Source organism: Micromonospora chokoriensis (assembly GCF_000718555.1).
Classification (GTDB): Bacteria; Actinomycetota; Actinomycetes; order Mycobacteriales; family Micromonosporaceae; genus Micromonospora; species Micromonospora chokoriensis_B.
The window spans coordinates 151,503-177,952 of sequence record NZ_JOAN01000006.1 but is presented as its reverse complement, the minus strand read 5'-3'; the positions used below and the strand labels follow the sequence as shown (position 1 = coordinate 177,952).

The 26,450-nt window shown below is 70.5% G+C and carries 40 protein-coding genes and 1 tRNA gene; 17 read left to right on the top strand and 24 right to left on the bottom strand.

Going from position 1 to position 26,450, the window contains the following annotated elements:
- Window positions 1–69 precede the first annotated feature (69 nt).
- The 17 genes from IF46_RS0110855 to IF46_RS34750 all read right to left on the bottom strand — a co-directional run bounded on the left by IF46_RS0110855 (window position 70) and on the right by IF46_RS34750 (window position 7,696).
- Complete coding sequence (locus IF46_RS0110855; protein ID WP_030488184.1) at window positions 70–333, bottom strand: hypothetical protein; 264 nt, start codon at window positions 331–333, stop codon at window positions 70–72.
- Window positions 330–695: a hypothetical protein gene (locus IF46_RS0110850; RefSeq protein ID WP_232234003.1), complete on the bottom strand. Its 366-nt coding sequence runs from the start codon at window positions 693–695 to the stop codon at window positions 330–332. Before IF46_RS0110850 ends, IF46_RS0110855 begins: the two co-directional genes overlap by 4 nt.
- Window positions 688–1,044 carry a hypothetical protein gene (locus IF46_RS0110845; protein WP_030488182.1) on the bottom strand — a complete coding sequence of 119 codons (357 nt, stop codon included), beginning with the start codon at window positions 1,042–1,044 and terminating at the stop codon, window positions 688–690. The genes IF46_RS0110850 and IF46_RS0110845 overlap by 8 nt, the downstream gene beginning before the upstream one ends.
- A complete protein-coding gene (locus IF46_RS0110840) occupies window positions 1,044–1,349 on the bottom strand; it encodes a hypothetical protein (protein WP_030488181.1) in 306 nt (101 codons plus the stop codon). The genes IF46_RS0110845 and IF46_RS0110840 overlap by 1 nt, the downstream gene beginning before the upstream one ends.
- A 34-nt stretch (window positions 1,350–1,383) precedes the next feature.
- Window positions 1,384–1,566, bottom strand: coding sequence for a hypothetical protein (locus tag IF46_RS0110835; RefSeq protein ID WP_030488180.1), 183 nt, complete (start codon window positions 1,564–1,566; stop codon window positions 1,384–1,386).
- Complete coding sequence (locus tag IF46_RS0110830) at window positions 1,563–2,462, bottom strand: hypothetical protein (protein ID WP_030488179.1); 900 nt, start codon at window positions 2,460–2,462, stop codon at window positions 1,563–1,565. Before IF46_RS0110830 ends, IF46_RS0110835 begins: the two co-directional genes overlap by 4 nt.
- The gene (locus IF46_RS33220) at window positions 2,455–3,780 is read right to left on the bottom strand and encodes a hypothetical protein (protein ID WP_051723829.1); all 1,326 of its coding nucleotides are present in this window, start codon (window positions 3,778–3,780) and stop codon (window positions 2,455–2,457) included. The genes IF46_RS0110830 and IF46_RS33220 overlap by 8 nt, the downstream gene beginning before the upstream one ends.
- Window positions 3,777–4,178, bottom strand: a complete 402-nt coding sequence (locus IF46_RS0110820) for a hypothetical protein (protein WP_030488177.1) — start codon at window positions 4,176–4,178, stop codon at window positions 3,777–3,779. The genes IF46_RS33220 and IF46_RS0110820 overlap by 4 nt, the downstream gene beginning before the upstream one ends.
- Window positions 4,171–4,692 carry a DUF6085 family protein gene (locus tag IF46_RS32450; protein ID WP_036391697.1) on the bottom strand — a complete coding sequence of 174 codons (522 nt, stop codon included), beginning with the start codon at window positions 4,690–4,692 and terminating at the stop codon, window positions 4,171–4,173. The genes IF46_RS0110820 and IF46_RS32450 overlap by 8 nt, the downstream gene beginning before the upstream one ends.
- The gene (locus IF46_RS0110810; RefSeq protein WP_030488175.1) at window positions 4,689–4,928 is read right to left on the bottom strand and encodes a hypothetical protein; all 240 of its coding nucleotides are present in this window, start codon (window positions 4,926–4,928) and stop codon (window positions 4,689–4,691) included. Before IF46_RS0110810 ends, IF46_RS32450 begins: the two co-directional genes overlap by 4 nt.
- Window positions 4,925–5,170, bottom strand: a complete 246-nt coding sequence (locus IF46_RS0110805; RefSeq protein WP_030488174.1) for a DUF6011 domain-containing protein — start codon at window positions 5,168–5,170, stop codon at window positions 4,925–4,927. Before IF46_RS0110805 ends, IF46_RS0110810 begins: the two co-directional genes overlap by 4 nt.
- Window positions 5,163–5,699: a hypothetical protein gene (locus IF46_RS0110800; RefSeq protein WP_030488173.1), complete on the bottom strand. Its 537-nt coding sequence runs from the start codon at window positions 5,697–5,699 to the stop codon at window positions 5,163–5,165. Before IF46_RS0110800 ends, IF46_RS0110805 begins: the two co-directional genes overlap by 8 nt.
- A complete protein-coding gene (locus tag IF46_RS0110795) occupies window positions 5,696–6,352 on the bottom strand; it encodes a sigma-70 family RNA polymerase sigma factor (protein WP_051723828.1) in 657 nt (218 codons plus the stop codon). Before IF46_RS0110795 ends, IF46_RS0110800 begins: the two co-directional genes overlap by 4 nt.
- A complete protein-coding gene (locus tag IF46_RS34755; RefSeq protein WP_030488171.1) occupies window positions 6,349–6,648 on the bottom strand; it encodes a hypothetical protein in 300 nt (99 codons plus the stop codon). The genes IF46_RS0110795 and IF46_RS34755 overlap by 4 nt, the downstream gene beginning before the upstream one ends.
- Window positions 6,648–7,046 (bottom strand): hypothetical protein, encoded by a 399-nt coding sequence (locus IF46_RS0110785; RefSeq protein WP_030488170.1) that lies wholly within the window; start codon window positions 7,044–7,046, stop codon window positions 6,648–6,650. The genes IF46_RS34755 and IF46_RS0110785 overlap by 1 nt, the downstream gene beginning before the upstream one ends.
- 45 nt (window positions 7,047–7,091) lie before the next feature.
- On the bottom strand, window positions 7,092–7,334 hold the full coding sequence (locus IF46_RS0110780) for a hypothetical protein (protein ID WP_051723827.1): 243 nt from the start codon (window positions 7,332–7,334) through the stop codon (window positions 7,092–7,094).
- A 149-nt stretch (window positions 7,335–7,483) separates the two neighbouring features.
- Window positions 7,484–7,696 carry a helix-turn-helix domain-containing protein gene (locus tag IF46_RS34750; protein WP_030488168.1) on the bottom strand — a complete coding sequence of 71 codons (213 nt, stop codon included), beginning with the start codon at window positions 7,694–7,696 and terminating at the stop codon, window positions 7,484–7,486.
- 313 nt (window positions 7,697–8,009) lie between these two features.
- Here IF46_RS34750 and IF46_RS35730 point away from each other — a divergent pair, with 313 nt between their 5' ends.
- From IF46_RS35730 to IF46_RS0110750, 5 genes are all read left to right on the top strand, one after another.
- Entirely contained in the window at window positions 8,010–8,330 is a 321-nt protein-coding gene (locus tag IF46_RS35730; protein ID WP_030488167.1) for a hypothetical protein, read from the top strand.
- The gene (locus tag IF46_RS35145; protein ID WP_232234002.1) at window positions 8,330–9,667 is read left to right on the top strand and encodes a tyrosine-type recombinase/integrase; all 1,338 of its coding nucleotides are present in this window, start codon (window positions 8,330–8,332) and stop codon (window positions 9,665–9,667) included. The genes IF46_RS35730 and IF46_RS35145 overlap by 1 nt, the downstream gene beginning before the upstream one ends.
- Window positions 9,668–9,710: 43 nt before the next feature.
- Window positions 9,711–9,783: transfer RNA gene (locus IF46_RS0110760), tRNA-Arg, on the top strand.
- A gap of 140 nt (window positions 9,784–9,923) precedes the next feature.
- Window positions 9,924–10,391: a hypothetical protein gene (locus tag IF46_RS0110755; RefSeq protein WP_030488165.1), complete on the top strand. Its 468-nt coding sequence runs from the start codon at window positions 9,924–9,926 to the stop codon at window positions 10,389–10,391.
- Window positions 10,392–10,471: 80 nt separating this feature from the next.
- A complete protein-coding gene (locus IF46_RS0110750; protein ID WP_030488164.1) occupies window positions 10,472–10,918 on the top strand; it encodes a hypothetical protein in 447 nt (148 codons plus the stop codon).
- Window positions 10,919–11,127: 209 nt separating this feature from the next.
- On the opposite strand, the gene IF46_RS0110745 is transcribed toward IF46_RS0110750, so the two are convergent.
- Together IF46_RS0110745 and IF46_RS0110740 are read right to left on the bottom strand one after the other, a co-directional pair.
- Window positions 11,128–11,661 (bottom strand): hypothetical protein, encoded by a 534-nt coding sequence (locus IF46_RS0110745; RefSeq protein ID WP_030488163.1) that lies wholly within the window; start codon window positions 11,659–11,661, stop codon window positions 11,128–11,130.
- Window positions 11,662–11,788: 127 nt separating this feature from the next.
- Complete coding sequence (locus IF46_RS0110740) at window positions 11,789–12,325, bottom strand: barstar family protein (protein WP_030488162.1); 537 nt, start codon at window positions 12,323–12,325, stop codon at window positions 11,789–11,791.
- Window positions 12,326–12,523: 198 nt separating this feature from the next.
- Here IF46_RS0110740 and IF46_RS0110735 point away from each other — a divergent pair, with 198 nt between their 5' ends.
- Both IF46_RS0110735 and IF46_RS0110730 read left to right on the top strand, forming a co-directional pair.
- The gene (locus IF46_RS0110735; protein ID WP_198041415.1) at window positions 12,524–13,687 is read left to right on the top strand and encodes a DUF4236 domain-containing protein; all 1,164 of its coding nucleotides are present in this window, start codon (window positions 12,524–12,526) and stop codon (window positions 13,685–13,687) included.
- A 401-nt stretch (window positions 13,688–14,088) separates the two neighbouring features.
- Complete coding sequence (locus tag IF46_RS0110730) at window positions 14,089–14,568, top strand: hypothetical protein (RefSeq protein ID WP_030488160.1); 480 nt, start codon at window positions 14,089–14,091, stop codon at window positions 14,566–14,568.
- A 49-nt stretch (window positions 14,569–14,617) separates the two neighbouring features.
- On the opposite strand, the gene IF46_RS0110725 is transcribed toward IF46_RS0110730, so the two are convergent.
- On the bottom strand, window positions 14,618–14,851 hold the full coding sequence (locus tag IF46_RS0110725; protein ID WP_030488159.1) for a GntR family transcriptional regulator: 234 nt from the start codon (window positions 14,849–14,851) through the stop codon (window positions 14,618–14,620).
- A gap of 175 nt (window positions 14,852–15,026) precedes the next feature.
- Here IF46_RS0110725 and IF46_RS0110720 point away from each other — a divergent pair, with 175 nt between their 5' ends.
- From IF46_RS0110720 to IF46_RS0110700, 5 genes are all read left to right on the top strand, one after another.
- Window positions 15,027–15,548: a hypothetical protein gene (locus tag IF46_RS0110720; RefSeq protein ID WP_157562875.1), complete on the top strand. Its 522-nt coding sequence runs from the start codon at window positions 15,027–15,029 to the stop codon at window positions 15,546–15,548.
- A 227-nt stretch (window positions 15,549–15,775) separates the two neighbouring features.
- Window positions 15,776–16,102, top strand: a complete 327-nt coding sequence (locus IF46_RS0110715; protein ID WP_030488157.1) for a YciI family protein — start codon at window positions 15,776–15,778, stop codon at window positions 16,100–16,102.
- A 61-nt stretch (window positions 16,103–16,163) separates the two neighbouring features.
- Window positions 16,164–16,661 (top strand): SigE family RNA polymerase sigma factor, encoded by a 498-nt coding sequence (locus tag IF46_RS0110710; RefSeq protein WP_030488156.1) that lies wholly within the window; start codon window positions 16,164–16,166, stop codon window positions 16,659–16,661.
- Window positions 16,661–17,725, top strand: a complete 1,065-nt coding sequence (locus IF46_RS0110705) for a hypothetical protein (RefSeq protein WP_030488155.1) — start codon at window positions 16,661–16,663, stop codon at window positions 17,723–17,725. The genes IF46_RS0110710 and IF46_RS0110705 overlap by 1 nt, the downstream gene beginning before the upstream one ends.
- Before the next feature lie 172 nt (window positions 17,726–17,897).
- Window positions 17,898–18,431, top strand: a complete 534-nt coding sequence (locus IF46_RS0110700; RefSeq protein ID WP_030488154.1) for a hypothetical protein — start codon at window positions 17,898–17,900, stop codon at window positions 18,429–18,431.
- A 199-nt stretch (window positions 18,432–18,630) separates the two neighbouring features.
- Here the strand turns inward: IF46_RS0110700 and IF46_RS0110690 are convergent, their stop codons facing one another.
- The gene (locus IF46_RS0110690) at window positions 18,631–19,608 is read right to left on the bottom strand and encodes a hypothetical protein (RefSeq protein WP_030488153.1); all 978 of its coding nucleotides are present in this window, start codon (window positions 19,606–19,608) and stop codon (window positions 18,631–18,633) included.
- Window positions 19,609–19,751: 143 nt separating this feature from the next.
- On the opposite strand from IF46_RS0110690, the gene IF46_RS0110685 reads away from it, so the two are divergent.
- From IF46_RS0110685 to IF46_RS33745, 5 genes are all read left to right on the top strand, one after another.
- Window positions 19,752–20,147: a VOC family protein gene (locus tag IF46_RS0110685; RefSeq protein WP_030488152.1), complete on the top strand. Its 396-nt coding sequence runs from the start codon at window positions 19,752–19,754 to the stop codon at window positions 20,145–20,147.
- A 118-nt stretch (window positions 20,148–20,265) separates the two neighbouring features.
- A complete protein-coding gene (locus IF46_RS0110680) occupies window positions 20,266–21,444 on the top strand; it encodes a sensor histidine kinase (RefSeq protein WP_030488151.1) in 1,179 nt (392 codons plus the stop codon).
- Window positions 21,434–22,642: a hypothetical protein gene (locus tag IF46_RS0110675; RefSeq protein WP_051723826.1), complete on the top strand. Its 1,209-nt coding sequence runs from the start codon at window positions 21,434–21,436 to the stop codon at window positions 22,640–22,642. Before IF46_RS0110680 ends, IF46_RS0110675 begins: the two co-directional genes overlap by 11 nt.
- Window positions 22,615–23,328 carry a response regulator gene (locus tag IF46_RS0110670; protein WP_030488149.1) on the top strand — a complete coding sequence of 238 codons (714 nt, stop codon included), beginning with the start codon at window positions 22,615–22,617 and terminating at the stop codon, window positions 23,326–23,328. Before IF46_RS0110675 ends, IF46_RS0110670 begins: the two co-directional genes overlap by 28 nt.
- Before the next feature lie 72 nt (window positions 23,329–23,400).
- A complete protein-coding gene (locus tag IF46_RS33745) occupies window positions 23,401–24,123 on the top strand; it encodes a hypothetical protein (protein ID WP_157562871.1) in 723 nt (240 codons plus the stop codon).
- On the opposite strand, the gene IF46_RS0110660 is transcribed toward IF46_RS33745, so the two are convergent.
- From IF46_RS0110660 to IF46_RS0110650, 3 genes are all read right to left on the bottom strand, one after another.
- Entirely contained in the window at window positions 24,005–24,988 is a 984-nt protein-coding gene (locus IF46_RS0110660; protein WP_084597859.1) for a GlxA family transcriptional regulator, read from the bottom strand. The genes IF46_RS33745 and IF46_RS0110660 overlap by 119 nt on opposite strands.
- 4 nt (window positions 24,989–24,992) lie before the next feature.
- Window positions 24,993–25,601, bottom strand: a complete 609-nt coding sequence (locus IF46_RS0110655) for an isochorismatase family protein (protein WP_030488146.1) — start codon at window positions 25,599–25,601, stop codon at window positions 24,993–24,995.
- 81 nt (window positions 25,602–25,682) lie between these two features.
- Complete coding sequence (locus IF46_RS0110650; protein WP_030488145.1) at window positions 25,683–26,435, bottom strand: lysophospholipid acyltransferase family protein; 753 nt, start codon at window positions 26,433–26,435, stop codon at window positions 25,683–25,685.
- Window positions 26,436–26,450 lie beyond the last annotated feature (15 nt).

Genomic DNA, 26,450 nt, shown 5'->3' with positions numbered 1-26,450 from the left:
CGGCCACCCAACGGGGGTGGCCGCGCCGGAAGGGTCGGAACGGCAGAGCAGTCGGCGGACGCCTCGGGCCTACCCCGGCGGCGGGTTGTCCACCTCGGCGGAGGCGTTCACCGGCTCGAAGGTCCGCGAGCCGTACCGACCCGGGCTGGTGGGCAGCACCTCCGGCGTCCAGCGGCGATCGGCTTGGAAGCCGAACGCCGGCCCGGGCTCGTCGCCGGGGACGTTGGCGGTCGCCTCGAACAGGCTGAGCGCCGCCACGCGCAAGGGCTCCAGCTCGCCGGTGTGGTCGACGATGATGTGCCGGCCTCCGGCGTTGATCTCGATGCGGCTCACAACTGGGCGCCCTTCTGGTTGTCGGTGTACGCGCTCGCTCGGCGGTCGAGCGCCTCGATCCACGCGACCGCCACGGCGGCGACCTGGAGCAGCTCGGCACGAAGCTGCGCCGGCCTCGGCTCGGCGAAGGCTTCCGCGACCTCTTCCCGCAGGATGTGCAGCCAGTCGAGGTACCCACCGTCGGCGGCGTCCTGGCACGCCATTCGGGCCACGTCCGCGTCGATGGTCTCGGGGTGCTGGCCGGTGCCGTCGGGGTGGTTCTGCTCGCCCCACTTCGCGTCCTGCTTGACCCGCTCGTTCGCGACCTCAGCCAGGACGCCGTACGTGGCCAGCCCTTCGTCGGACGGGAGGTTGTCAGCCACGCTGGCCACCGCCGACCGAGGTTAGGTGGACGCCGGCGCCGTCGCGGAGGTCCATGCCCGGCAACGGGTCCGGTCGCGTCGGCGGCGGGATCCGCTTGTCGGTCAACCGCTTCGCGTGGGCTAGCAGCCGGGCGGCCTCGTCCGGGTCGGTCTCCGGCTCGATGCGCAGGATCCGGATTGTGGGCGTGGGGATCAGGTCGCCCTCGACGACGTCGTGCTTGATGCTCACGCAGTCAAGCACCACGATCGCGACGTGCTGGCCCTCCGGGTACTCCAGCATCTGCTGGCGGATCTCGGAGAGTCCGTTGACCTCGTACGGCGGCAGCGTCTGCTTGATCTTCGCGCCCATCAGTGCGCCTCTGCCTGACCGTTAGCGATCCGCTCCTGCTCCAGCGCCGCGGTGAGCACCTGCTCGCCGAGGTCCGTGAGCTTGTACGGGCGGGCGGGTTTCCCGCCGGCGGCGTCGTCGTCGACCAGCTCGACCAACCGGGCGCCCTTGAGCGGCCGGAGTCGCGCGGTGGCGCGGCGCTGGCCGAACGGGTAGTCCGCCAACTTCTCGAAGTCGGGCGAGCTGAACTGCGGGTCCGTGTGCACGCGGCCCTGCTTCACCGCGGTGAGCAGCTGCACCTGCTCCAGGTCCAGGGCGATCTCCATCAGTTGCTCCGATCGTGTGTTGTGCGGCAGGCGGTCACGCCGCCGCCGTGGTGGTCGCGTCGCCGCCGACGACCCGCAGGTGCCGGCGGCGGACAGGTGGGGGCGGGGCGGGCAGCTCGGCGGGCGCCCGCACCACCGGATCCGGGGCGACGGGCGGGGGAGGCAGGTGCGCGTACCGCTCGACGAGGAGCAGCTCCATCAGCTTGTCCTTCGTCACGGCGCCGCCGACGAGTCGGGCGGCTCGGTGGCGGCCATGCGGCGCAGGAGCAGCAGCATCCGGTCCGCGGTGCCCGGGTCGATTGCCGCGCGGGGGTGCAGGGTGTCCGGGTCGAGGTCGCCGCGCCAATGCGCGGCCCGGACGGCGAGGGCGTTGGGGTTGCCGCCGTACCAGCCGCCGGGAGCCTTGATGCCGTACACGTCGCGGAGTAGGAAGACGCCGCGCTCGTGCCATGTGACGAGCACCGGCCAGCCGAGCACCGCCCGCACCTGCTCGGCGACGTCGTCCGGCGCGAGCGCGTCGGCGGGGACCGCCTTGACCCGCGCGCCGGCCAGCCGGATGGTCGCGTCGAGCAGCCGGCGGCCCGTGGCGTCCACGGCGTCGACGCGCAGCGCCACCGGGGTCAGGTTCTGCCGTCCGGACAGCGCCGGCGGTCGCAGCACCTGCTCGATGCGCAGCACCACCGCCGGCTCGAACAGCGGGTCCAGGATGGTCCGCGCCCACTCGCCGACCTCGGCGCGGGAGCGGCGGGCCAACGCCACTGCCTTCTGCAACCGGGTGATCTGCGCGCACGCCACGCAGAGGCCAGCCGAGGCCGGCGGCCGGTCCGGGTACGCGCCGCACGCCTGACACTCGCGGGCGCCCGGGGCGCTGCGGTTGCGGGCCGCTTCCAGCTGCGCTGCGCTCGCTGGCGACGGCACCGACTCCGACAGCCGGTACAGCTTCACGCTGGTCTTGCGGTCGTTCCAGTCGCGGGTGTGCACGTACGCGCGGACCGGGCCACCCACCACGCGCGGGAAGTCGAGATCCGCCAGCTGCGTCTTGCTGAACAGCCCCGGCGGCACCTGCCGCCACCCCTCGTAGGCGGGCAGCTCACTCGGCAGAGGATCACGCATCGGTCGTCTCCGTCCACTCGCCGTCGATGGCGTCGCCAGCGCGCATTCCGGCCTGGACACCGGCGGCATATTGCCGCGAGAACCGGTCCGGGAGGACGCCGTATGCGCAAAGCAGGTCGATGGCCTGGTGGACGTCGACCGGCCACATGTCCACGACGTCGAGCTCGTACTTGTCGGAGCGCCAGAAAATGTCGACCTGGCCAGCGCCCCAGGTGACTTCGACCAGGGCAACGGGGCCGCGGCCCGCGGCGGCCGTGGGGTGCACGGGTGGGGTCGGTTCGCCGGGGGCGTACTGCATGCAGATCGTCGCGTGTTTGCCCCGGCCGGCGGCGTTGCGCGGGTGTCCGGCCAGGCCGGCCCGCGCCCAGTCGAAGACAGCCCGCAGCCGGGCGATCTCGGAGAGGGTCAGCCGGGGCTTGCCCGGGTCGGGGGTTACCCCCGCCCCGCCGGCCGCCGGGGTGGGGGCAGGCGGGGCGGGAGCTGGAGCGGCGTGGTCGACGTCGGGCGCCACCGGCGTACCGGGTCTCAGGGCCTCGGGAACGACGTCCGCTCCATCCGCCGGGGCAACCCCGGCGGCCGTCTCGGTAGTGGGGGTGCCTGCCGGGGCGGAGTCGCGACGCTCCGCCCCGGCATCCCGCGAGGCCCGGGGGTCGTGGGCCTCGTCGGCCGGTCCGGTCGGGACCGGTTCACCCGCCGCGAAACGGGTGGTCTCTTCCGCCGGCCAGCAGACGCGGCACCAGGTGACGCCCCACCGGTTGGTGGCCTGGCCGGCGGGCAGGGTCAGGCCGGTGCGGGTCGCGCGGCTGCACCGGGTGAGCAGTGACGACTTGATGCGGTGGGCCTCGATGCCCTTGCGGGCGATGGCTACCCACACCTGCTCATCCGGTGGCGGGCCGGCCGGGACTGCGGCGGGCGTGGCCGGCGGGGTGGGGCGGGTCGCGGCGTACGTCTTGCCGTCCGCGCCGCGGATCGCGGCAGGTGATGCATCTGCATCAGCTGCGTCGAGGTCCCGCTTCACGGTCGCCTGGTCGACGCCGACCACTGCGGCGATCGCCCGCTGACTCATGCCCGCGATCCGGAGCTCGGCCACGGCTTTCTGCCGGTGCTCGATCGGCAACCTCAGCCGGTCCGCGCCGAACTCCCCGTCGACGTACCCCTGCCAGTCGGCGTACCCGAGCACTGCCCAGTCGCGGCGTTCCCAGGCGAGGGCGATCTCCGCGAGGGTCTCCAGGTAGGTGTGGATGCCAGCGCGGATCCGCTCGGCGCGGGCCCGGGCGACGTCCTCGGTGGACCGCTCGGTCAGCTCTTCGAGGGTCACAGCGAGCCCGCCTTCCGGGCAGCGCGGGCGGTGCGGCGCCGGGCGCCGGACTCGGTCCAGCAGTAGCCCCACGCGGTGTGGCCGGTGGCGGGCATGACGGCCCACATCCACCGGCGCCGCCACCGAGGCCGGTGCTTGGCGTACTCCAGCGGGAACTCGTAGATCCGGGTCGGCGGCAGCTCGGCCAGCGGCACCGGCACGCGGGCCGCGATCGGTTCGGCGGATACCGGCGGTGCCAACGGCCGCCCGACGACCACCGGGTGCCCGCTGCCGTCCGTGGGCCGGATCCGCAGCGGAGCCAACCGTTCCTGGCTCGACGGGCGGTACTGCGGGTACGTGGCGTACCCGGGCCGGCCGGCGGCCGCCGCGCGCCACTGCTTCTCGGTCAGGTCAGCCATCGGTGGCCTCCGGGACGTCGACGCGGTCCAGGATCAGCAGCCGATCGCCGAGGTCGTTGACCTCGCACTCGTACCGGCCGGGCGGCACCGGCGATCCGTCGAGCTCCATCACGAGCTCGTTCACCGGGCAGGCGGCCAAGGTCGGCCGGCAGGCCAGCGGGTGCTGGAGTGTCACCCAGCCGTCGGGCAGGAACTCGATGATGTGGTGGGGCTCGTCTTCGGCGAGGGCGGCGCGGAGCCGCTTGATCTCGGCGACCATCGCGGGCACGTCATCACGCGACCGGGCGATGAACTCGGCGTCGAGGGTGCTGCGCGGGTGCTCGTCCATGCGGCCGGTCATAGCGACCACGTCGAAGCCGTCGGACGAATCCGTGACCACCTGCTCGTGGACCCCGTCGACTCCCCTGATGGTGCCGATGGACGCCCTCCACGGGCCGGGCGTAGCGGCCAGGACGCGGGCCTCGATCGCGTCCAGGTCGAGGTAGACCGCTGGTGGTGCCGGGTTCGTCGTCACCGGTACTCCTCTCGATCGTGTTCGCCGAGCACTGCGGCGTCGAGCGCGGCAGCGGCCTCGACGCGCCAGGCCGGCTGCGGCTTGGGTGCGGTCGGGGTCTGGGGCGGGGGTGCGGTGTGGCCGGCGTCGCCGCGCGAGCCGACCCGGTGGCAGGAGCGGCAGATGCGGCGGCCGCGGTGGTCCGGCCCGATGCTCGGGTCCGGATCCCAGGTGCCGCAGTAGCGCGGTGCCGTCATCGGTCGTCGTCCTCGTCCAGGTCGCCGAGCTGGTCGACGCCGGTGAGCAGGTGTGGGCCGGCCTGCCCCCGGGACCCTGCCCGGCCGAGGCCGGGCAGGGTGACCGGGGCGGCTGCGGCGCGGGCGGCGCGGCGGCGTTTGCGCCAGCAGCCCTCTCCGTACCGGCGGGCCCGAGACTTGGGCGTCCGCAGGGGGCGCTTGCAGGCCAGGCACGGCACCTCGGGCTGCTCCGGCTCACCCATCGCTCGGCCCGGTCCGGACCGGCCACCGCTCGATCACGTCGGTCGGGTGCACCGAGGTGATGAAGCCGGTAGGCCGGGGGATCGGCCGGCCGGGCAGCGCGGCGGTCGCCTCGGACGCGCCGATCGTGATGGCGCGGAGGCGGCCCTGGACGTCGGGTGGCACCCAGCATCCGGACAGGTTGACCGGGTCACCGGTGGCGTACGCGTCGACGATGCGGTGCACGTACGCCGGGGTCACCTCGGTGCCCGCCTCGCCGCGCCAGAGGGTGTCGGTGTCCAGGTGGATGCCGTCGGGACGGTACTGGTCCCAGATCGCTGATGCCTGGCGCAGGAGCGTGGCCAGGTTCGCCGGGTCGGCGCAGGCCTTGGCTGCGGCGAGGAGGTCCCGGAACGCGGATCCGCCGCGCTCGCCCTCGTCGAGCAGGCGAGGGCGGAAGGCCATGCCGATGGCGAAGCCGCCGGCGAGAGCGCCGAGAGCGAGCGCGAAGAGCAGCGCGGTGACGAAGGTGTACGGATCGACGTTTCTCATCGTGGGACCTCCGGGGTCTCGAATCCGGGCGGGAGGAGCCGGGCGAGCGTCTTCGTGGCCCGGTACTGGAGCGCCTTCACGGCGCCCTCGTTGCGGTCCATCGCGGCTGCGACCTCGGCGATGGACAGGCCCTGAAGGAAGCGCAGGGTGATGCACTCGCGCTGCTCCGGGTTGAGCTGCTGCACGGCGGCGATCAGCGTCAGGTTCGTGAGGTGGGAGACGACGAGCTCCTCCGGGCGCCCCTCCGGGGACCGGTCCGGCGGGTGCTGGCCGTGGATGGTGCCCGGCTCGGGGTCGAGGGTTTCGGTGCGGTAGCGGCCGGACTTGAAGTGGTCGACGACGAGGTTCCGGGTGATCGTCATGAACCACGCGCCGGGGTCGCTGCCCTGCCACTTCAGCCCGCTGATGTTGCGCAGCGCCTTCACGAACACGTCGCCGGTCAGGTCCTCGGCCAGGTGGTGGTTACCGCACCGACGCAGTGCGACCCGGTACACCATCGGGCCGTAGATCCGGTACAGCTCGGCGAACGCCTCCCGGTCGCCGGCCTGCGCCGCGTCGACCAGCTGCCACCGCTGACGGCGGTCGGTGTCGGTCTGCTCGATCGCGGGCGGGCGGGCCTGGCCCGGCACCCGCACCGACACCGCGGCGGTCACCGGGCACCCGCCGGGGACACGTCGAGCACCGTCAACAGGACCAGGTCGTCCTCGTCGGTGTTCGGCCACGGGTCCGCCGGCGGCGGCAGTACACCCCACGCCCCGGACACCGGCGGCAGCACGGCCAAGGTACGTAGGGCCCGCCGGCGGGCGGCCCGGGCGTCGCGGCGGCGCTGCGCCACCCGCACGTCGTGACGGCGGCACAGCCACGCGACCAGCGCAACCAGCAGCACGGTGACGAGCAGCCCGCCGGCCTCCGGGGCGGCGTCCTGGATGCCCTGGACGATCCCGGTCATCACGCCGGCACCGCTTCCCGCTGCTGGACGGCGGTGTCGCGGATGCAGGCGGCGACGGTGATGGGGAAGCCGCGCCAGGTCGCGTGCACCGTGTAGATCAGCCACCGGTCCCCGGCCAGGTCGACCGTGTCCTCGGTCTTCGCGTCGGCGGCCACGCCCAGCACGACGGCCCACTCGGCCGCGTCGGTCGGGGTGTCCAGCTCCACGTTGATCGCCTCGTCGGCGGTGAAGCGGACGCTGCGCGGTGCGGGCAGGGCCGGGTCGTCCACGGCGAAGCAGAGCCGGGAGATCTCGCGGAGCATGTTCGCCCGAGCGATCCGGATCCGCGCCGGCTGGTTGCCGGGCGCCGCCGCGACCGGCAGGTGCGCCACCTGTCGGGTGGCCGGTACGTTGGTCATCTCGACCGTCCTTTCCTTGGGGTTTGAGCGGGTAGAGATCTGGGGTCACGGCGTGTGGAGCGCCGTGGCCCCTTCTTGCTGGAGCCGGTCCATCTCCTCGTGGAGCAGCTGCCGCTCGTACTCGCGGCGCTCCTCAGCGGTCGCCGGCCGCAGCCACATCCGCAGCGGCTCCGCCGGCGGCGGCGTCGGCGCGGTGACGGTGGCGACGACCAGGACCAGACCAATCACGATCAGCGCGACCGCCTGGACGACCAGCGCCGTGGTGCGCGCGAGATTGGGCCTGGGCATCGATTTGTCTCCTTCTGGCAGGTCAGGTCGGTTAGTGCGGCGCTATGCCGCTCCCCTGCGCTTCGGCGGCTTCGCCGGTCGAGCCGGCTTCGGCTGCTTGGGAGGCTTCGAGGGTCGCGGTGGCGGCGGCGGCTTCGGCCGGAGCCCACTCACGACGCGAGCTTTTGCTTCTCTTCGAGGAAGTCCTCCAGGACCTTCCGCGGGATCCGACGAGAGCGCCCGATCTTGATGGACTTCAGCTCGCCGGACTGGATCATGTACTCGACCTTCCGAGTGCCCAGGGACAGCAGCTTCGCGGCCTCAGGGATCGAGAAGGCGCGAGGTTCACTGTCGTGTGTGGCACCATCCGCACTGTCACGCATGGCACTACCGTACACGACTGCCACGCGTGGCATCGGCTCAGCCGTTCGGATGATTTCAGCAACCACTCGGGCGCTTAGTCTGTAGACCATGCGGAACAGTGCGGAACCAGTGAGGGCGCGGATCCTGTGGCCCACCAGCCCCGGAACCCGCCGCAGCCGTGCTCGGCAGTACTCCCGTCCACGCGACAACAGGCCCACGAACGGCACTTACCGTGACGACGTGGCAGCTTCCCCAGCCCCGACGCCCGACCTCGCCCGAGCACGATTCGCTCGGTTCGTCGCGGCCGCACTCACATCGGCCCGCAACCGAGGCATGACCGACAAGGACATCGCCCGCGTCACCGGCATCGGCGCATCGACCTTTCATCGCTGGCGGCGCGGCGAAGGCCGGGAGCTGCCCGAGCTGGAGAAGGTGCAAGCGTTCTGCGACGGCCTCGGTGTCAGCGTCGTCGGCGCGATTACCGCCCTCGGGCTCAACCCCAGCGTCCGCGACGACCCGGAACCCGAGCCGCCGCTGCCGCCGGAAATCCGCAAGATCTTGCGAACCCTCGCCGACCCCAACGTTGCCGACAGCGACAAACTGGTGCTGCGGGAGATGCTGAAGATGCTCGCTGAGCGCGGCGGCCGCAGCTGATGGCCCGCCGCCGGTACCCACCAATCAAGCTCGGCAAGGACGAGCTTTACCACGCGTGGGTCGTCGTCGGTACCAAGGGCAACGGCCGCCCCGACCAGCGGCACGTCAAGCGGCGGACCATCGAAGAGGTCGAAGAGCGCGTCGACGAGCTGCTCGACCAGAAACGCTCCGGCACGGTCGCCCGGCCAGGCCGTGGCCCCACCGTCCGGACCTGGCTACTCGACACTTACCTCGGCACCATCGCGCCCGGCCGCATCGACCCCACCACCATCCAGGGTTACCGCAGCAAGCTCGACAACCACGTGTTCCCGGTCATCGGGTCACTGCGCATGGATCGGGTGATCTCCGACAACATCGACGCCGTCTACACGGCCATGCGGCGCAAGCAGCTCGCCGACGCCACCGTGGTGCAGGTGCACCGCATCCTGGCCCGGGCGTGGAAGGTCGCCGCCCGACGGCGCGTCGTGCCGCACAACATCATGCTCGACGTGGACCCGCCGACGGCTAAACGCAAAGAGATGGAGCCGCTCACCGAGGACGACGCCTTGGCCGTGCTGGCGGCGGCAAGACGGCGTCGTAACGCCGCCCGCTGGTCAGTCGGCCTGGCCATCGGTACCCGACAGGGTGAGGCCCTCGGGCTGCGCTGGCCGTACCTGCTGGTGGTGTGCGACGACTGCGGCGCCACCGTCAAGGTCGTCGACTGGTGGGAGCAGAAGCTGCAGCGGTGCCGCGGTTGCGACTCGGCGGACATCGGTGTGGTGGCCCGGATCTGGTGGCAGTTGCACCGCCGGTCGCACGAGCACGGCTGTGCGGACCGGCCGCCGTGGACGTGCGGACGCAAGCGCGGCGGCAACTGCACGGCCAGGAGGTTGCCGCTGCGGTCGGGAGAGATTCACGTCGGCGGCGGGCTGATCCTGAAGGAGCCCAAGGGGAAGTCCAAGCGGAGCTCCCCGATCCCCGTCGAGCTAGTCGCGGAGCTCCGCGCTCACCACGAGGTGCAGGCGCTGGAGAAGATGATGGCCGATGGGGCGTACGCGAACCACGAGTTCGTCTTCGCCGACCAGCTCGGCGAACCGATCGATCCGGGCCGCGACTGGCGGGAATGGAAGGCGGTTCTGGCTGCGGCGGGGGTGCGGGACTTCCGGGTCCACGACACCCGGCACGCGGCGGCGACCCTGCTCCTGGCGCAGGGCGTGGACGTGCGGGTGGTGCAGGAACTGCTGGGCCACTCGACGGTGAAGGTCACCGAAGGGTACGCACATGTGGTGTCGAAGTTGGCCCGGGATGCTACGGAGCGTATGGGTCGGCGATTGCTTCAGCCGCCGGGTACACCCTGACGTACACCCTGGATCATGAGGTGTGGCATATTCTGCCAGGCACGCGCCCGTAGCTCAGCGGATAGAGCAGGGGACTTCTAATCCCAAGGCCGCAGGTTCGAATCCTGCCGGGCGCACAGGTACTTCTCCCTTCTGACCAGCCCGTCTGGGGCTATTCGTGGTGCGAGCGCGCTGGTGGCTCCGTGGCAGCCTCGAACGGACGCACCAAGCACCAGCGCGACCGCGCGACCTCTGATTGGCTTGGCAGACTGACCGCGTGACGGATCAGCGCGGCTCTGACGAGCCCAACACCGACCAGTCGCCCCGGACACCAACGCTGAAAGTCGCGAGGCAGTTGGCAGCCGAGTTGGCGGGGGTGGCGACTGTGGAGATCGACAGCATCGAGGGCGGGATATCGGTGGGCGTCACACCACGTACCCCCGATGCTCGCGCCTTCGGGTGGACGGACTTCTCCGATGAACTCGTCCTGGGCGTCGGTGAGCACGGCGGCCGATGGGAGCTGGAAGCCGGCCCTGAAGACGTTGCGATGCTCGAAGACATCGCCCGCTCAGTGATCGCCGGCAGGGTCCGCGAGGTGTTCGCTCCGGGCCGCTCGGCTGTCTCGGTCACGCTCGCCGACGGATCAGTGGAGACCGAGATCGGCGGCGCAGCGCCGGCCGGTTGCCTGCCGCTACCCTTCTGGCGGCGCTGGTCGCGCAGCGTGAAGTACGCCCCCTACAGGTAACCAATGTCAGCGTCAGGTTGGAAGTGTGTGATCTGCCGACCGTGATGCGCGCAACGCCTGCGCACAGGAGGGCACTGGTAGTGGATATCGACGCGCTGCTTCCACGCGCACGGACACCGCGGGACTACCTGGACCTCGTTGCGGACCCACGAATCGATCAGGACGGGCTGCACACTCTTGCCCGCAACCCCTTCTCGTTCGTGCGGCTGGCCGTCGCCAAGGACATCCGCACAGGCGCGGCAACCCTGACCGAGTTGCTCGCGGGCGAGTTCAGCCAGTGGGACCGTAACTACCTGCTCCGGCTCGTCGCTCAACACCCACAGGCGGACCGAGATGTCCTGCTCAACGTTCTGCAGGAGGCCGAAGTCCTGCTACGTCAGCACGACGCTAGGCCGTATGCCGCAGCGATTGTGCTAGCCAGTCGCCAAGAGTTGGAGCCGCACGAGGTACGCCGTTTGCATGGCCTACCGGGTGCGTCGCGACGGATGCGCCGAGGCGTGGAGCGAGCACTCGCGCGACGACCCTGAAACCCGAGGGCAGGCCGGGTTATGGTCACACGTCCGCCCTGCGAAGGCGCTTGCGGGAGTTCGTTGGGCTGGCGCGCAGAGCACGCACGAGCGGGGAACGCATCTACTGCTGGATCTGCCTCTAGCAGGGGCCGACCGCAGAGCGTTCCGCACGGGTTGGGGGATGGCTACACCGAGTCGGAAGGCATGGCGCTCCTCGGCGGGTCGGCCTAAGGCCAGGCAATCTCGTCGAGGAACGCCTCTATCGCGACGACGACCTGGCCGAGCACCGCGATCGACTCGGTCAGGGGGCCGGGCACGTACATCCCGTGGTCCGCGTCGGCCACCTCGAACACGTGCGGTGACAGCCGGCGGGCCGCGTCTCCGTCCCAGAGCTTGTCGGCCGTACCGCCGACGAGAAGGAATGGCGCCGTCGCCCGCCGCATCGCGTCGAGCACCCACGGCATGGTGAGCACCGGCGTGAGCCACACCGCTGGCAGGGAACGCTCGGCGGCGATCACTGCCGCGTTCGTGCCGAGTGACTTGGCCATCAGCAGCGGACGACCGCCGACGCGGTCGATCAGCGGGGTGACCTCGCCGCGTACCCAGTCTTCGATCTCTGGCCGATTCGGGCTCGGGGATTCCTGGGTCCAGGAGTGCCGGTGCACTGTCGCGCCGCGCAACTCGGCGACGTCGCCCGCGTACATGGGCAGAGGCGCACCCGGCCCGAACATCCGGCCGGCAAGCACGATCGCGTCAGCCACGTGGCACCTCCATTTTCGTGGCAACTCACGCCGAAGCCGCAGCGCTCAGTCCCGGACCGACTGGGCATGGTGAGGTGCGCCTTGAGGGATTGCAAAATATCGCGGAACGGATCAGTCGGGAACCCACTCAGGCCGGTCGACGGTTGGCATCCCGCTGCTCGGCGTCGTTCCAGTCCACGGAAACCGCGCCGACCGGCTGGAACCGAATCTGCGGGTCGTTGCTTTGCACGAGACACATCAGGCGCTGGCCGAACAGACTGGCGATCCGGGAGTGGTCAGCCATGATGTCCAGCACGATCTGAGCTGACCTCGGGCAATGCGACGCGAAAGTTTCGTAGTTGGTGAAGACGAGGGCGAGGCCGGCTGCCTCAGCAGACCACCCGTACTCGTGGCTGACCACGTCACGCATGCAGTCGTTGAGGGCATCAAGGTTGCGCCCGAAGTAGTCGGGAAACCCGAGTGCAGCCGCCATGTCACGGTGCATGGCTTCGTCAGTCGTCCATCCGGAGGCGTCCAGGCGCGTGACCTGATAGCCGTGACCGTGTAGCCACTCGGTCGTCTGGTCGAGGATCGATGTGCGCCAGAAGAGAGTCACCGACGTGTTGATCATGAGGCCAAAGGCTCGGTCGTGACTGAGATCGGTCTCCCCGTCGAAGGCGGCCATGGTCGGGAGAGTACCGCCAGCCTGCATGCGAGCGCCGACACTACCTGACCACCTCAGCACCTCCCGATGCTTCAGGAGGGTGGTCCCGATTCAGCCGGAACCGCGCGGTCAGTTTTCGGGCAGAGCCGATAGGAGCGTCCGACTGGCCGAACGACCATGCCGGCCTGGGACGCGCTCCACCTGAAATGGCAACCAATCGTGACCGAAAGCACCGGTACCGCAACGTCGCAGACGACCTATCGTGGCCTTCTCGCGGCACTATTCGCGTCGTGGAGCGAATGCCGCACGGACTCCCGGCGTAAGGACGACATGGGTTTTTATCTGCGAACGAGCCTGAAGGCGGGCCCCTTCCGCTTCAATCTGTCGCCATCAGGCGTGGGCGTCTCGGTCGGTATACCGGGCTTCCGAGTCGGGACCGGCCCTCGCGGCAACTACGTTCGCGTCGCGGGTCTCGGCACTTCCTACTTCGGCGGCCAGACGCCTGTGTCTGCGCCTGTACGCAAGGGCATCGCGCGGGGCCCTCAGCCTGCAAACCTGAACACCGATGTCGTCATGCAGGAGTTGACCGGAACGCCGGTGCAGCACCTGACCGCAGCCCATCCATCAGACTTGATTAATCAGATACAGACCGCAGCCCGGCGGCAGCCATTATGGCCGTGGGCTGCCACCGCCATTGCGCTCCTAGCCGTGGCCACCGCACCACTTGGCCTTCTGCTGCTCCTGCTCGGAGCCCCGGCAGTGTGGTGGCTGAGGCAACGAGACATCGCCCGGCGGTCCGTCGTCGTGTTCTATCAGGTAGAGGACGCGCCTGCGGCAAAGTATGAGCAGTTCACCGGCAGCAGCGGGTTCGTCAGCCGGGTCCACCGGGTGTGGCAGATCGAAGCCGAAGGACATCTCCACACCACCTACCAGCGGAAGGTGAATGCTGGAGCGAGTGCGCTCATTCGGCGAGGCAGCGGGTCATTGGATCTGGCAGGGCCACCGGTGCTCGTCACGAACATCGCCGTTCCAAGCCTCCACGGGAAAGAACGGTCCGTGCACTTCCTTCCGGACCGGGTCCTGGTCAGGCACGGGAGGCAGTACGCGGATCTCCCCTACGCTGCGGTCAGCGCCCGGATGGAGCTACAAAGATTCATCGAGACCGACAGCCCACCGACCGACTCGCAATGCGTTGGTACAACGTGGCAGTACGCAAACAAATCCGGCGGTCCGGATCGCCGGTACAACAACAACCGGCAGTTGCCGATCATGATGTACGGCCGGCTCACCCTGACGACGCCGCAGGGCATCTTGATGGTGTGGGACTTCTCCCGACCCGACGTTGCGGCGTCCCTCGCCGACGCGCTGAATCGCATGCGCTAGACGATGGCCAGTCAGCTACCGGCCCTCCGCAAGCGAGCTACCCGCGAATTCCCCCGGACTTTGCCGGACCGACCATCACAGGCCGGATCTCGGTAGCAGGGATAAGGGTGGCTGTCTGCATGAATAGACACCCCTACGGACCGCGAATAACTGGGGACATGATTGACATTCAGCTTCTAATTCCAAGGCCGTAGGTTCGAATCCTGCCAGGCGCACCCACCTCACCGCAGGTCGCGGCCTCCCCCTCTCGTAGTGGACGATCACCACGGCCCAGTGCGGCCATTCGTTCAGCCAGGTCGGCCGTCGCCGGGCCCGTCAAGGGTCAACAGCCTCCGGCCGCCGGGTTATGGCCGCGCGGCCGTTCCACAAGTCGCGGCATAGCAACCGATCGGGAGGCTCCTGTGGGTGTTCTGTATGACTACTTCCGCGCTGTTGACGACGAGGCTGTCGCAAAGCTGATGGCCGCCACTGATGGCGGCCCTGTGGTCCGAGCGGAGGATTCTCCCGTCGAAGACGCCGTGGACGGCAAGGGGATCGATCCGACCGTCGTCCTCGGCAAGGTCGTCTCGTTCGCCCTCGACGTGTCATGGAGCACCGACGTAATCGGGGATCGACTCATCTGGCCGGAGGGTGCTCGTGAGGACCTTGAGTACGAAGGACCGTGGGTCGTCGTCCTGAGCGACCGAGCCCGCGATGCGCTAGCCGACATCCCGGATGACCGCTTGCCGGGCCTGGCCAAGCAGTGGTCACACATCGAGGATTTGTCCCACTACAGCGACGCGCAGCCGGAGGTCATGCTGTCGCGCCTGCGGGAGTTCGTCGGCCTGGCGCGCAGAGCACGCACGAGCGGGGAAAGCATCTACTGCTGGATCTGCCTCTAGCTGCGGTCGACGGCAGCGGTACAGGTCGGTGCAACCGCGACAACCGTCGTCAGCTTCGCTCGGCAACGAAGGTGCCCCGCGCATGCACGGTGACGACCAGACCGCGGTCGCGTAGCTCGCGCATGGCCATCCGCACGGTGCCCCGCGCTACGCCGTAGGTCTGCTGCAAGTGGAGTTCGCTCGGCAACGGCTGCCCGGGGCGCAGCTTGCCCTCCTCGATCTGCTTTGCGAGCAGGTCCGCCAACTGCCGGTAGATCGGCACATTGGACAGCGGACTGGTCATGGGCGGGAGCGTAGACACGCACATGATCTGTACGTGTTCAGGGTTGTCCAGCCTCTAGACGTCTAGCCACTAGACGTACATTGACTGTACGTTTGTCATGGCCAGTACAGAGGCGGCCCCCGACCAGCGATTGCGCCGCTGGCCGAGGGCCTTGATCGCCCCATGGAGGCGACCCATGCGAACCCTACCCAGCCTGCCCGTCTGCGGAGAGCCTGCGACCGTCCGCATCGAGTTGTGCACATCAGGCTCTCTGGACGCCTGTGCGTACGCCTGCGCCACCCACGCCCCTGACGTCACCGCCGAGGTCCTCACGGCAGGACTGAGCGCCAACCCAGGCGGCATGGCAGCCGGCGTCGAGCGCCCCTGCGGCTACGTGCACGTCTTCCCGACTGGCAACCTCGCCAACCCGCCTCACCCGGCCTGGTGCGACCGAGACGACTGCCAGCGCAGGGGACAGCACCGCTCCCAAGCCAGTCACCTGGACACCAACCGGCCGGAGTCACTCAAGGTTGACGCCTGCTTGGTGCAAGCCCTACACCCTGCCGCGGAGCCGATGGTGAACCTGACCAGCGTGGAGGGCAACGCCGCAGCCTGCCTGGTCCTCTCGGTACGGCAGACGCGGGTGTTGCGGTATCGGCTGGCCAACCTGCTCGACGCGGCCAAGCCAGCCCGCAACAACGCCGGCCGTTGGCAGTAGCTCACCCGCCCATACCCACACAGCACCAGTCGGCTACGGCAAGGATATTTATTGCTTTGGACATAGATTTTCTCCCCAGAACCGGATGGACGCCGACCTGCCCCCACCAGCCCGAGCCGCAGAGATCCGGCAAAATTCTTCTGACCTGATGTCGGATCCGACCTGAGTCGTTCGTAGTAGAGACGAAGGGCGGCCGGAGAAGCCGCCCGGGACAAGGGAGTCATCGGATGACGCAGTACTTGATCTCGTTCAACGACGGCGCGATGGACCACATCTCCGCCGAGGAGCTTCCCGACGTGGGCAAGGCAGCGCACGCGGTGTACCAGGAGGCGGTGGACGCCGGCGTGTGGGTGTACGGCGGTGGGATCGAGAGGCAGCGGGCGAGCATCGTGGCCACGGACGGGACGGTCACCGACGGCCCACTCCCGGAGACCAAGGCGGTCATTGGCGGGTTCTCGGTCGTCAACGTGGCCACCCGCGAGGAGGCGCTGACCTGGGCTGCCAAGTTCGCCGCTGCTTGCCGCTGTGCGCAAGAGGTCCGGGAGATCGGGTAGGACCCCGGAGAAAACCCGGCGGGCTGTCTACGTGTTGGCCGACCTACGACGTTAATAGGGCGTGACGTTCGAGGAGTACGCGTTCGCTCGCACTTCGGCGCTGGTGCGGCTCGCCCGGCTGCTGACCGGTGACGAGCACCGAGCCGAGGACCTGGTTCAGGATGTCCTCGCTCGGGCGTACGCCCGGTGGGGGCGCATCTCGCGGACGGACCGTCCTGATGCCTACGTCCGACGCATGCTCGTGAACGCCCACAATTCCTGGTGGCGTCAGCGCAGCAGCCGAGAGATCTCCGTCGCCGCCGTACGCGATAAGGCGGGCGACGTGGACGAGGCCGCCGGGGTCGCCGAACGCGACGCGCTGTGGCGGCTGGTCTGTGATCTGCCGGCGCGTCAGCGCACCGTGATCGTCCTGCGCTACTACGAGGACCTCGACGACACGTCGATCGCCGAGATCCTCGCCTGCTCGGCCGGGACGGTTCGCACACACGCGAAGCGGGCCCTGGCGGCGCTGCGTCAACGGCAGGAAGCGGCAACCCCCGCACGGGCAGGAGAGTTCTGATGATCAGCGACCTCGACCAGCAGCTCGCCACCACGCTCAAGCATCGCGCGGGCGGCGACATCGACCCGACACCGATCGTGGAGCAGGCCCGTCATCACGGTCGCCGGATCCGACGGCGTCGCCGTGGGCTGATCGCCGGCGGCGCGGCGGCAGCGTGCATCGCCCTAACCTCGGTGGTCTTGGCGATCCCGGGTGTCTGGACCATCGATGACCCGATCCCGTCGGTCGATCCGTTCATGCGCCAGGTGCTCAGCTTGCCGGACGCGCCGGCGCAGACCGGCGCCATCGCCCGCCCTCAGGAGGTAGGTGCCGATCCCGCCACTGTGCACTTCTCGGCCGACACGCTGGTGAGCGATGCCGAGTACGCGACCTGGCGTACCGGGCGCGGCACCGAGAGCGCCGAGTTTCGGGGCCCGACCGGTCAGGCTCGCTTCGTGCTGGCCCGCAGCGAAGCGTTGCTGAACGAGCTACAGCAGACCCTGTCCTCGGCGGGACGACCGCAGCCCCGCACCGACGTACGGGTCGGTGACCGCCCGGGGGTCGCCTGGTTCGATCCGTCCGGCGACCGGAAGCTGTGGTTCGTTCGCTGGCAGCCCGGCGACGGGCTCTGGGCCCAGTTGGACGCGTACGCGACCACCAGCGACGAGGCGACGGGTATGGCGAGCCTGGTCCGTTTCGACGGTGCCCACCGCTGCGTCGTGCCGTTCCGCCTGGAGTCGCTGCCGCCCGGCGGACGGCTACTCGAATGCTCGGTCACGCTCGGCCAGTCGGTGCGAGACCCCTTCGTCGAAGGCGCACTCGTGGTCGGTGATGATGAGGGTCGCTGGCTGACGGTCCGGGCGCAACCCGCCCCGAACGGCGACAAGGCCCGGCCCGGGGATCTCGTCGCGGGCCCCTACCGGGCTCGCCGGCAGGGCAGCGACGTGCTGGAGATGACCGTCAAGCCCTGCGTCGTCGAGGCGTTCCGCAAGGGTTGGGGCAGCGGCTACACCGAGTCGGAAGGCCTGGCGATCCTCGGCGGCTACCAGCCGGCCCGCGACCTCAACCGCCCAGAGACCTGGTGACGCACCCACAGCCGGTCGCCGCCCGGGTCGTGGGGCGGCCCGGAACCCCCGCACGGATGTCGACCAGCACCGAAACGAATGATTCTGCAGGGCAACCAAACCAAATACTCTTGGCCATCAAACGATCACGGGGCGCAATGACGGCTCCCCGCGTCAGGTGACAGGAGACGATGTGTTCACACGCACCGCGCAAGCCGCCATCGCGCTGATGGTAGGCCTCAGCGTCGCCGTGGCATCCGCCGCGCCGGCACAGGCATGGCTACCGGAATGCCCCATCGACGACTGCGGCGGTGGCGAGGGCGGGGGCGGCGGTGGTGGTGGCGGGGGCACCCCGCCGGGCCCGGCCTACAACTTGCAGGGTGTCATCCAGTTGGAAGAAGTAGGCCACGACGGCGCGTGGCCGTATCGTCTCGGCGGCGTCAAGGTCCGCGGATACTCCCGGCTCGCCAACCAGAGCAACGACCGGGTGGACGCCAACTACATAAACGTCCGGTGCAGCACCAGCGTGCTCAGCTACTCCACCAACGACTACGACTCCGAGAACAACGGTGCGCTCGTTGACGTGCACTTCTGGTCTCCGACCGTGCCGGTCTCCGGCGTTCCCGTCCAGTCCCGGACGGTCACGGTCAACTGCAGCCACCACGCGGAGAAGAACGGCGTCAGCTACGACACGACCAGCACCGCGCAGTTCGTCATCCCCGAGTGATCCGCGGCGGGGCGGTCCGAACCGGACCGCCCCGCCATCTCAAACACAGCAACAACCCAGGGCATCCAGGCACCCGCCCGCCGATCATGGAGTTGTGGTGGGCGACAAAGCACCCGCTAGAGCGCCAAACTGGGCACCACACCTCCATGATCGGCGCGACGCGACGCGACGCCCTCGGCCAGGGGGCCGCCTAGTTGGATCAGACGGGGCCCAGCAGGGCGGCCAGCGCGGCGTCGCCCTGGCCGAGTTGCGCCCCTCCGCTCGGCGGCGCGACCAAGAAACGAAGGCATTCGTCGAGTTCCACGTACTGCTCGGGGCCTCCCCCGTCGAGCGGGCGCAGCACCGCAAAGCGGGACGCCGGGGTGGCGCAGTCGACCACCGCGCGGCGGTTGGACAACGCCCGGAGCACACCCGCCTGACGCTCGGCTGGCAGCGGCCCGCCGTACACGAATTCACCCGCCGGTTTGTCGCCGCCCTGAATCGACGCGGGCACCTCGTACACACAGAGGCGCAGCGGCCCGGCGGCCCGCGAGGTGACCGACCCGGGGCGACCGCTCCTGGTTTCCACCCACACCATGTCCGTCCACTGTTGCGCGCATCCGGCGGCTTCAGCCGCCGGAGATTCGACCTGCCGGATGGCACGGGTGTCCACCGTGATCCACTGCGGCCCAGCCAACGCGGCGATCACCTCGACGCGAGGTTTCCCGCAGGAGTCCGTCGGGATGTGGGGCCGCAGCCAGCGCCCCCGGTCGTCCACCAGAGCCAACCATGGCGGGATGACCATGTCGAGGGTGCAGGCGACATTCCCGCCGGCCTGCTGGCTGGGCAGGCGCAGCGCGGTGACCAGCGGTGCGATCTGCTCGGCGCGTCGCTCGGTGGCGATCTGCTCCTGGCCGCCGTTGGGGCCGGGTCGGATCTCCCGCCCGCAGATCACGGCGGCGACCGGGGTGAACGTGGAGTCGATGCGACCGGCCTTCGGCTCTCTCGCGGCCGGTGGCGACGTCTCCATGATCATCTCGCCGGCCCGAGGCGCCTCCTTGGCGCAGGAGGTCCACCCATCCACGATCTGGGCCGGGTCGGGCTCCTCGGCTGCGCCGGGCCCGATCCCCGTGCCACCGCAGCCACTCAGCGCCATGCCGAGCAGCGCCATCACCAGTACGGTGCGAGACGAGCGCATCCGGCTCACCACCTTTCCAACCGAGGATGAGACGGACGCCGAGCGCGCCTGGTTCCGGGCCGCCGCAGGCCGCCGGCGTGACGCGGGTGACCAGCGCGGACGCCGCCGGGTGGGCCCGCAGCACCCGCCGGCAGAATGGCCGAATGGCACATCTGGGACTTGTCACACTGCTGGTCGAGGAGTACGACGAGGCGATCGACTTCTACGTCGGGGACCTCGGTTTCGAGTTGGTGGAGGACACCGCTCGACCGGACGGCTCACGCTGGGTGGTCATCCGCCCGGCGGGCGCCCGGGAGACGGCCCTGCTGCTGGCGCGGCCGAGCACCCCCGAGCAGCGCGCTCGGGTCGGCGACCAGACCGGCGGCCGGGTCGGGCTGTTCCTCTACACGGAGGATTTCGCCCGGGACCACGCCCGGATGGCGGCGGCCGGGGTGCGCTTCCTGGAGGAACCGCGGCACGAGGCGTACGGATCGGTAGCGGTATTCGTCGATCTCTACGGCAATCGCTGGGACCTGCTCCAGCCGCGCAGCGAAGGGTGACTCATTAGCGACACACCACACACAAAGGGTCACCCTTTGCTGCCAGGCATGCTATTGTCCGATGTCGATCTACGCCGTGCGGACCCGGACCGGGTCGTTGTCGGAAGGACACACTCCGATGCCGGCCGTTGCCGTCCCCACCGCGTCGCCACCCACACTGGACAGTCCGGCCGGCGGTGCGCTCAGCCTCATCTTCACCACGCTGCCGGCGTTGCTACGGCTGACCTGCGGCCTGGTCGGCGCGGCGGTGGCCCTGTCGGTGCAGACCCCGCCGGTCGAGCTGGCGGTGTTGCTGCCCGGTGTGGCCGCGCTGACCGGCTGGTCCCTCTGGTACGCGTATCGCGCGTTCCGCCACGGGATCAGCCAGCCCCTGGTCGCCGGTGACGTAGCGGCCACCGCGGTGGCCTGCCTCCTCATCCCCGTGCTGGTGGCACCCGAAGTGCTGCCCGGCGAGGGCAGTTGGATCGCTGTGCTGGCCAGCACCACGGTGATCAACGCGCAGGCCACCGCCCAGGCGCGGTGGTCGATCCCGGCGGGGCTGCTCGTGGTCGCCGCGTACGCGACGGGCGCGCAAGCGGCGGGCAACCCCATCGAGGCTCGGGCGCACGCGACGACTTTGCTGGTCCAGACCGCCTGCACGGCGATGATGTCGGAGGTGATGCGTCGGCGGATCGGCCGCGCCGACCGCGCCTTCGTCGAGCATCAGCGGCTGACCCGGGAGGCGACGGTCGCCCGCGCCGCCCGCGACGCCGAACGCCAGCAGAATCGCGACCTGCACGACACGGTGCTCGGCACGCTGACCATGGTGGGGCTCGGCGCGGTGGCCGGCCCATCGGCTTCCTTTCGCGACCGGTGCGCCGCTGACCTGCGTACCCTCGTGGCACTCACCGACGTCGGCCCGGTGGCCGGCGACGGCCCGGTGCCGCTGGATGGGCGGTTGCGCGCGGTGGTGGGCCGTCTGCCCGAGCTTGCGGTGCGGCTGGACCTGGCGTCGTGCGCCGTCCCCGCCGGTGTGGCCGACGCGATCAGCGAGAGCGCCTACGCGGCGTTGTCCAACGTGGTCCGCCACGCGCCGGGCACGCCGGCCACGCTGCGACTGACCCGGGACGCGATCGGCGTCGTGGTCGAGGTCGCGGACGACGGCCCCGGCTTCGACCCGGCCACCGTTCCCCCGCACCGGTACGGGTTGCGCGAGTCGATCCGCGGGCGGATGGCGACGGTCGGGGGGCGGGCCGACGTGCGCTCGGCGATCGGCGACGGCACCCGGATCCGACTGGAGTGGCCAGGTGTCGGCTGACCTCGGCGCCCCGGCGCACCCCACCGACGCTCTAGAGGCACCGGACCGGGCGAGCGTGCCGACACCCCGGGAGCCGATCTCTGCCGAAGGGCTCGCCGCGCCGGCCGCCGTGGCGCACGCGTCCGACCGTGGTGCCCGGATCGTCGCCGTCGCCATCGCACTGGCCTGGCACGTCGCGATCGGGTTGCCAGCGGTGCTGACCGCCCGCGCGCAGTTCGCCGCGCCGACGGTGGTGCTCGGCGCCTGGGTGCTTGTCGCGGTGGCCGGCGCGGTGGCGGGCGTACGGCTGCTGCGGGGCTCGCCGCTGCCGCCGTGGCCACTGGCCGGGCTGCTGCTGGCCGTCGACGCGGCCGTCTTCGCCGCAGCCGGTGAGCAGCAGTTGTTCACCGCCGCCAACTGGGTGTGGGGCACGCTCGGCTGGTTCTTCGTGCTGGCGCTGTGGGGTCAGCGGGTCGTGGGGCTGATCGCGCTGCTGAGCACGCACGCGTTGATCGCACTGGTCGCCGTACTCGGGCATGGTCCCGACCCGGCGGACGTTGCCCGTTACGTGATGTACGTGTACGGGACGTTCTCGCTGCCGGTGGCGGTCTTCGTGGGCAGCGCGACGATCGTCGGCCTGGCTCGGGAGCGGGCCGCCGTCTCGGCCGCCGACCACGCGATGGCCGCGGAGCGCGATGCCGCCGAGCGTGGCCGGCGGGAGCGCCGGGACCGGCTCGCGCTGGCCGGCTCGGCGGCCGGGCGGGTCCTCGGGGAGTTGGCCGCCGGTCAGGCCGACCCGGACGACCCGGAGGTGCAGCGCCGGTGCGTGCTGGCCGCCGCCCGGCTGCGCCGCCTGATCGCCGAGTCCGACGACGTGCCCGACCCGCTGCTGCACGAGCTGCGGGCCGCCGCCGACCTGGCGGAACGCAACGGCCTGCCGATCGACCTGGTCACCATCGGCACCCCGCCGCCGCTGCCGGTGGAGGTCCGACGCCGGCTCGCCGACCCGCTCACCGGCACCCTCGCCGACGCTCAGGGGTGGGCACGACTGACCGTGGTCTCCAGCCCGGACGAGGTGGTGGTCAGCCTGGTCACGCCGGACCGGGAAGGACCAGGGGCGACCGGCTTGCCGCCCGGGGACCACGACGACGGGCAGGTGCAGTACCTCTACGAACGGGACGGGAACATCAGATGGGCGCAGACCCGGTGGCAGCGATGACCGGCGATCGGCCGGTCGGGGTGGCGATCGTCGACGACCACCCGGTGGTCGTCGAGGGGGTTCGCGCCTGGCTCGCCACCGAGCCGCGCCTGACGGTGCTCGCCACCGGCGACGACCCGGACGCGGTACTGCGGGCGGCACCGGACGCCGACGTCATCCTGCTCGACCTGCGGCTGCACGGGCGGATGGCGTTGGACAAGCTGGCCGAGCTGAGCGCTGCCGGGCGACGGGTGGTGGTCTATTCGGAGCACACCGACCCGCAGACGATGCTCGCCGCGCTGGACGCCGGGGCGGTGGCGTTCCTCGCCAAGCACGAAGGCCGGGAACACTGCGTCGAGACGGTGCTGGCCGCCGCGAGCGACCGCCCGTACGTGCCGCCCGCGCTGGCCGGCGCGATGGTTGGCGACCCGCGGCCGGACCGGCCGATGCTCTCCGACAAGGAGCGTGAGGCGCTGCTGCTCTGGTTCCAGTCGATGTCCAAGGCGTCGGTGGCCCGGCGGATGCAGATCAGCGAGCACACGGTGAAGCAGTACGTCGACCGGGCTCGGATCAAGTACACCCGGGCGGGTCGGCCAGCCGCCACAAAGGCAGCATTACTCGCCCGCGCGATCGAGGACGGCCTAGTCCGCCCGGAGGAGATCGGCATCTACCGGTCACAGGCGGCGCACGACCGGCCGACCCCCTAACGGCCGTCATGACAGCGGCTCCCCGGTCCGCCAGGCTTCACTACACAGCCAGCTGACCGGAAGGTCGTGACGATGCACGCCGACACGTCCCCCTTCTTTATCGGTCCCCACCGGTTCGACGCTCCGGACGACGACGTGGGGCCGACCCTGGACCGCCGCTACAATCTGCGACCTCGGCCCGGTGAGCGGGTGCTCGGGCGTCACCAACTGCTGGTCGCGGGCTACCTACTCGGGCCGAGCGAGGCGCGACGCCGTTGGCAGCTGCCCGAGCCGGTCGCGGTTACCGTCACCGATCAGCGGATCTGCTGGGTGGGCAGTGGCTCGCAGCTGTCGCTGGTCGCCGAGAGCACGCACCGGGCACGGCCGCCCGCTCGACTGAACGGCCTGATGAGCGGGCAGATTCGCTGGCAGTGGCCGTCCCGGTTGGAGCTGCCGGCGACCCCACAGGACGACCCGGCGCAGTTGCTGATCGTCTGCGACGCGCTGCGCACCATCCAGCAGCCGGCGTTGGCCCTCAGCGGAGCGGCCGCCGAGGTCGTGGCGCTGGCCCGGCAGGTTCGCCGGGCGGTGGCCATGTTCCGGCTCACCCGCCCGCAACTTGTCGACCTCTCGGCTCAGGAGCGCGACGTGCTGCTACTGCGGGCCGGCCCCAGCCTGCTCGCCGGCGACACCCGGGTCACGCTGCCCGGCTCGCTGCCGGTGGAGTTCCACTCCCGGGACGACTACTACCGCTCAAGACCGGAGCCGACCTCCTGGGGCGGGCTCGCAGGCGGCGCAGCATCCGGGCATCGGTAAAGCCGACGGTCCGCGCGGCGGCCTCCACCGTCGTCCCGTGCCCGATCAGGTGCTCGGCCCGTTCGACCCGCAGCAGTTGCTGATAGCCGAGCGGGGTGAGGCCGGTGCTCGCGCGGAACAACCGGGTCAGCGTCCGCTCGGCCACGCCGCCGGCTGCGGCCAGCTCGGCCAGTGGCAAGGGCTCGGCGTACCGGCTGTCGATCAGATCCTGCACCCGGTGCACCGAGTCGGACAGGTGCGAGCGGTGCCGCATCATCGCGCTGGCCTGCTGCTCGTGCCCGTTACGGCGGGCGTAGACGACAAGCGTGCGGGCGATCTTCGCGGCGGTCGCCGGGCCGTGCCGGGTCGCCACCAGGTGCAACGCCACGTCGATGCCACTGGCAATGCCAGCGGAGGTGACCACCCGATCGTCCACCACGTAGAGCACGTCGCGGGTGACCTGGGCCGCCGGGTGCCGGCGGGCCAGGTCGTCCTGCACCTCGTGGTGGGTGGTGGTGCAGCGTCGGCCGTCGAGCAGCCCGGCCCGCCCGAGGGCGTACGCCCCGGCGCAGACGCTGGCCACCGTGCCGCCGGCCGCGTGGTGCTCGGCGAGCCGCCGCAGGTCGCCGGGGGACACCGGCCCCTGCGGCCCGTGCGCCGCCGGCCGCCAACCGGGCACGATCAGCAGGTCGTCCGGGGTCAGCTCGGGCCACCGGACGTCGGCGACCAGCGGTACGCCCTGGACCGTCGGCACCTGCTCGCGCTCGGCGACGTAGTGCAGCCGATAGTCGTACCCGAGGTCGGCGGCGCTGGAGAAGACCTGGGCTGGCCCGGCGAGGTCCAGCAGGTGCAGCTGTGGGACCAGCAGGAAGACGACCCGGGTCACGACGTCAGCTCCGGCTGCCGGCGAGGTTCGCGCCGGTCACCTCGTCCACGGTCCGGATGGTCGCGAAGCGGCCAGCCAGCGCGTACTCGGTGCGGGTGACGATCGCCTCGTTGGTGAGGGTGCGCGGGTCGGCGAGGATCTCCGCGACCGTGGCGGTCTCCGGCAGGTCCCAGTGCGGGATGGGGAACGTCAGCGTGGCGTCGCTCACGAACGTCATTCGGTACCCCAGGTCGGAGCCGACCCGGGTGGTGGTCTCCACGCACTGCTCGGTGCGAATGCCGCAGACGGTGATGTCCTGGATGCCGGCATGGGTGAGCAACTGCTGAAGGTTCGTCGTGGTGAACGCGTTGTGCGCGGTCTTGACCAAGATCGGCTCACGGTCGGCGGGCACCAGCCCGTCGAGCAACCGCACGTACCCGAGGGCAGGGTCGAAGAGGGTGCCGGTGCCGGGCTCGGAGTGCAGGACCCAGACCACCAGGTCACCACGCTCCCGGGCGGCGGCGACCAGCCGGTCGACCTGCCGGACCAGGTCCGGGTTGGAGCCGTACGCCCAGATCGGGCGCTGACGGAAGGACTCTTGGGCATCGATGACGACGAGTGCTGCTCTGCTCATGACTGAAGATCCTGACCGGTTGGCAGCCGCACCGGCAGACACCATTCTGCCCCGGTGCGGAACGATCCGGCCAACTCGACGTCAGGTGCTGGGCGTGCGCTCTTCGGCGGCAGCGTCCAGGGCGGCGGCCTCCTCCGGCGTGGGCGCGCTGCCGCCCAGGTGCGCGGGCAGCCACCAGGTGTCGTCCGGGCCGCCCGGCGCGTCGGGGTAATCCCGCTGCGCCCGGTCGACGAGGGCGCTGAGCCGGGTGGTCAGCTCGGCGGCCAGCACGTTCGGGTCCGGGAAGTCCGCCGGGTCGATCGGCTCACCGATCAGGATGGTGATCGGCGTGTGCCGGCGGGTGAGGGTGCGCGGGCGACCCTTGGTCCAGAGCCGCTGGGTGCCCCACAGCGCGACCGGCAACACCGGCACCTTCGCCGAGCGGGCCATCCGGACCGTGCCGCTCTTGAGCTCCTTGACGGTGAACGACCGGCTGATCGTCGCCTCGGGGAACACGCCGACGACCTCGCCGCTCTTGAGAGCGGCGACGGCGGCACGGAACGAGGCCGCGCCGGCCTGCCGGTCCACCGGGATGTGCCGCATGCCGCGCATCAGCGGGCCGGAGATCTTGTGCGTGAAGACCGAGTCCTTGGCCATGAACCGGACCAGCCGACCCGACGCGTTAGCGCCCAGACCGGCGAAGATGAAGTCGAGGTAGCTGACGTGATTGCTGGCCAGCACCGCCCCGCCCGTGCGGGGTACGTGGTGGGCGCCCTCGATGGTGATCTTCAGGTCGAGGACCCGGAACAGCGTCTTGGCGGTGGCGATAACGGGCGGGTACACGAGCTCCGGCATTGGCAGAATCTACCC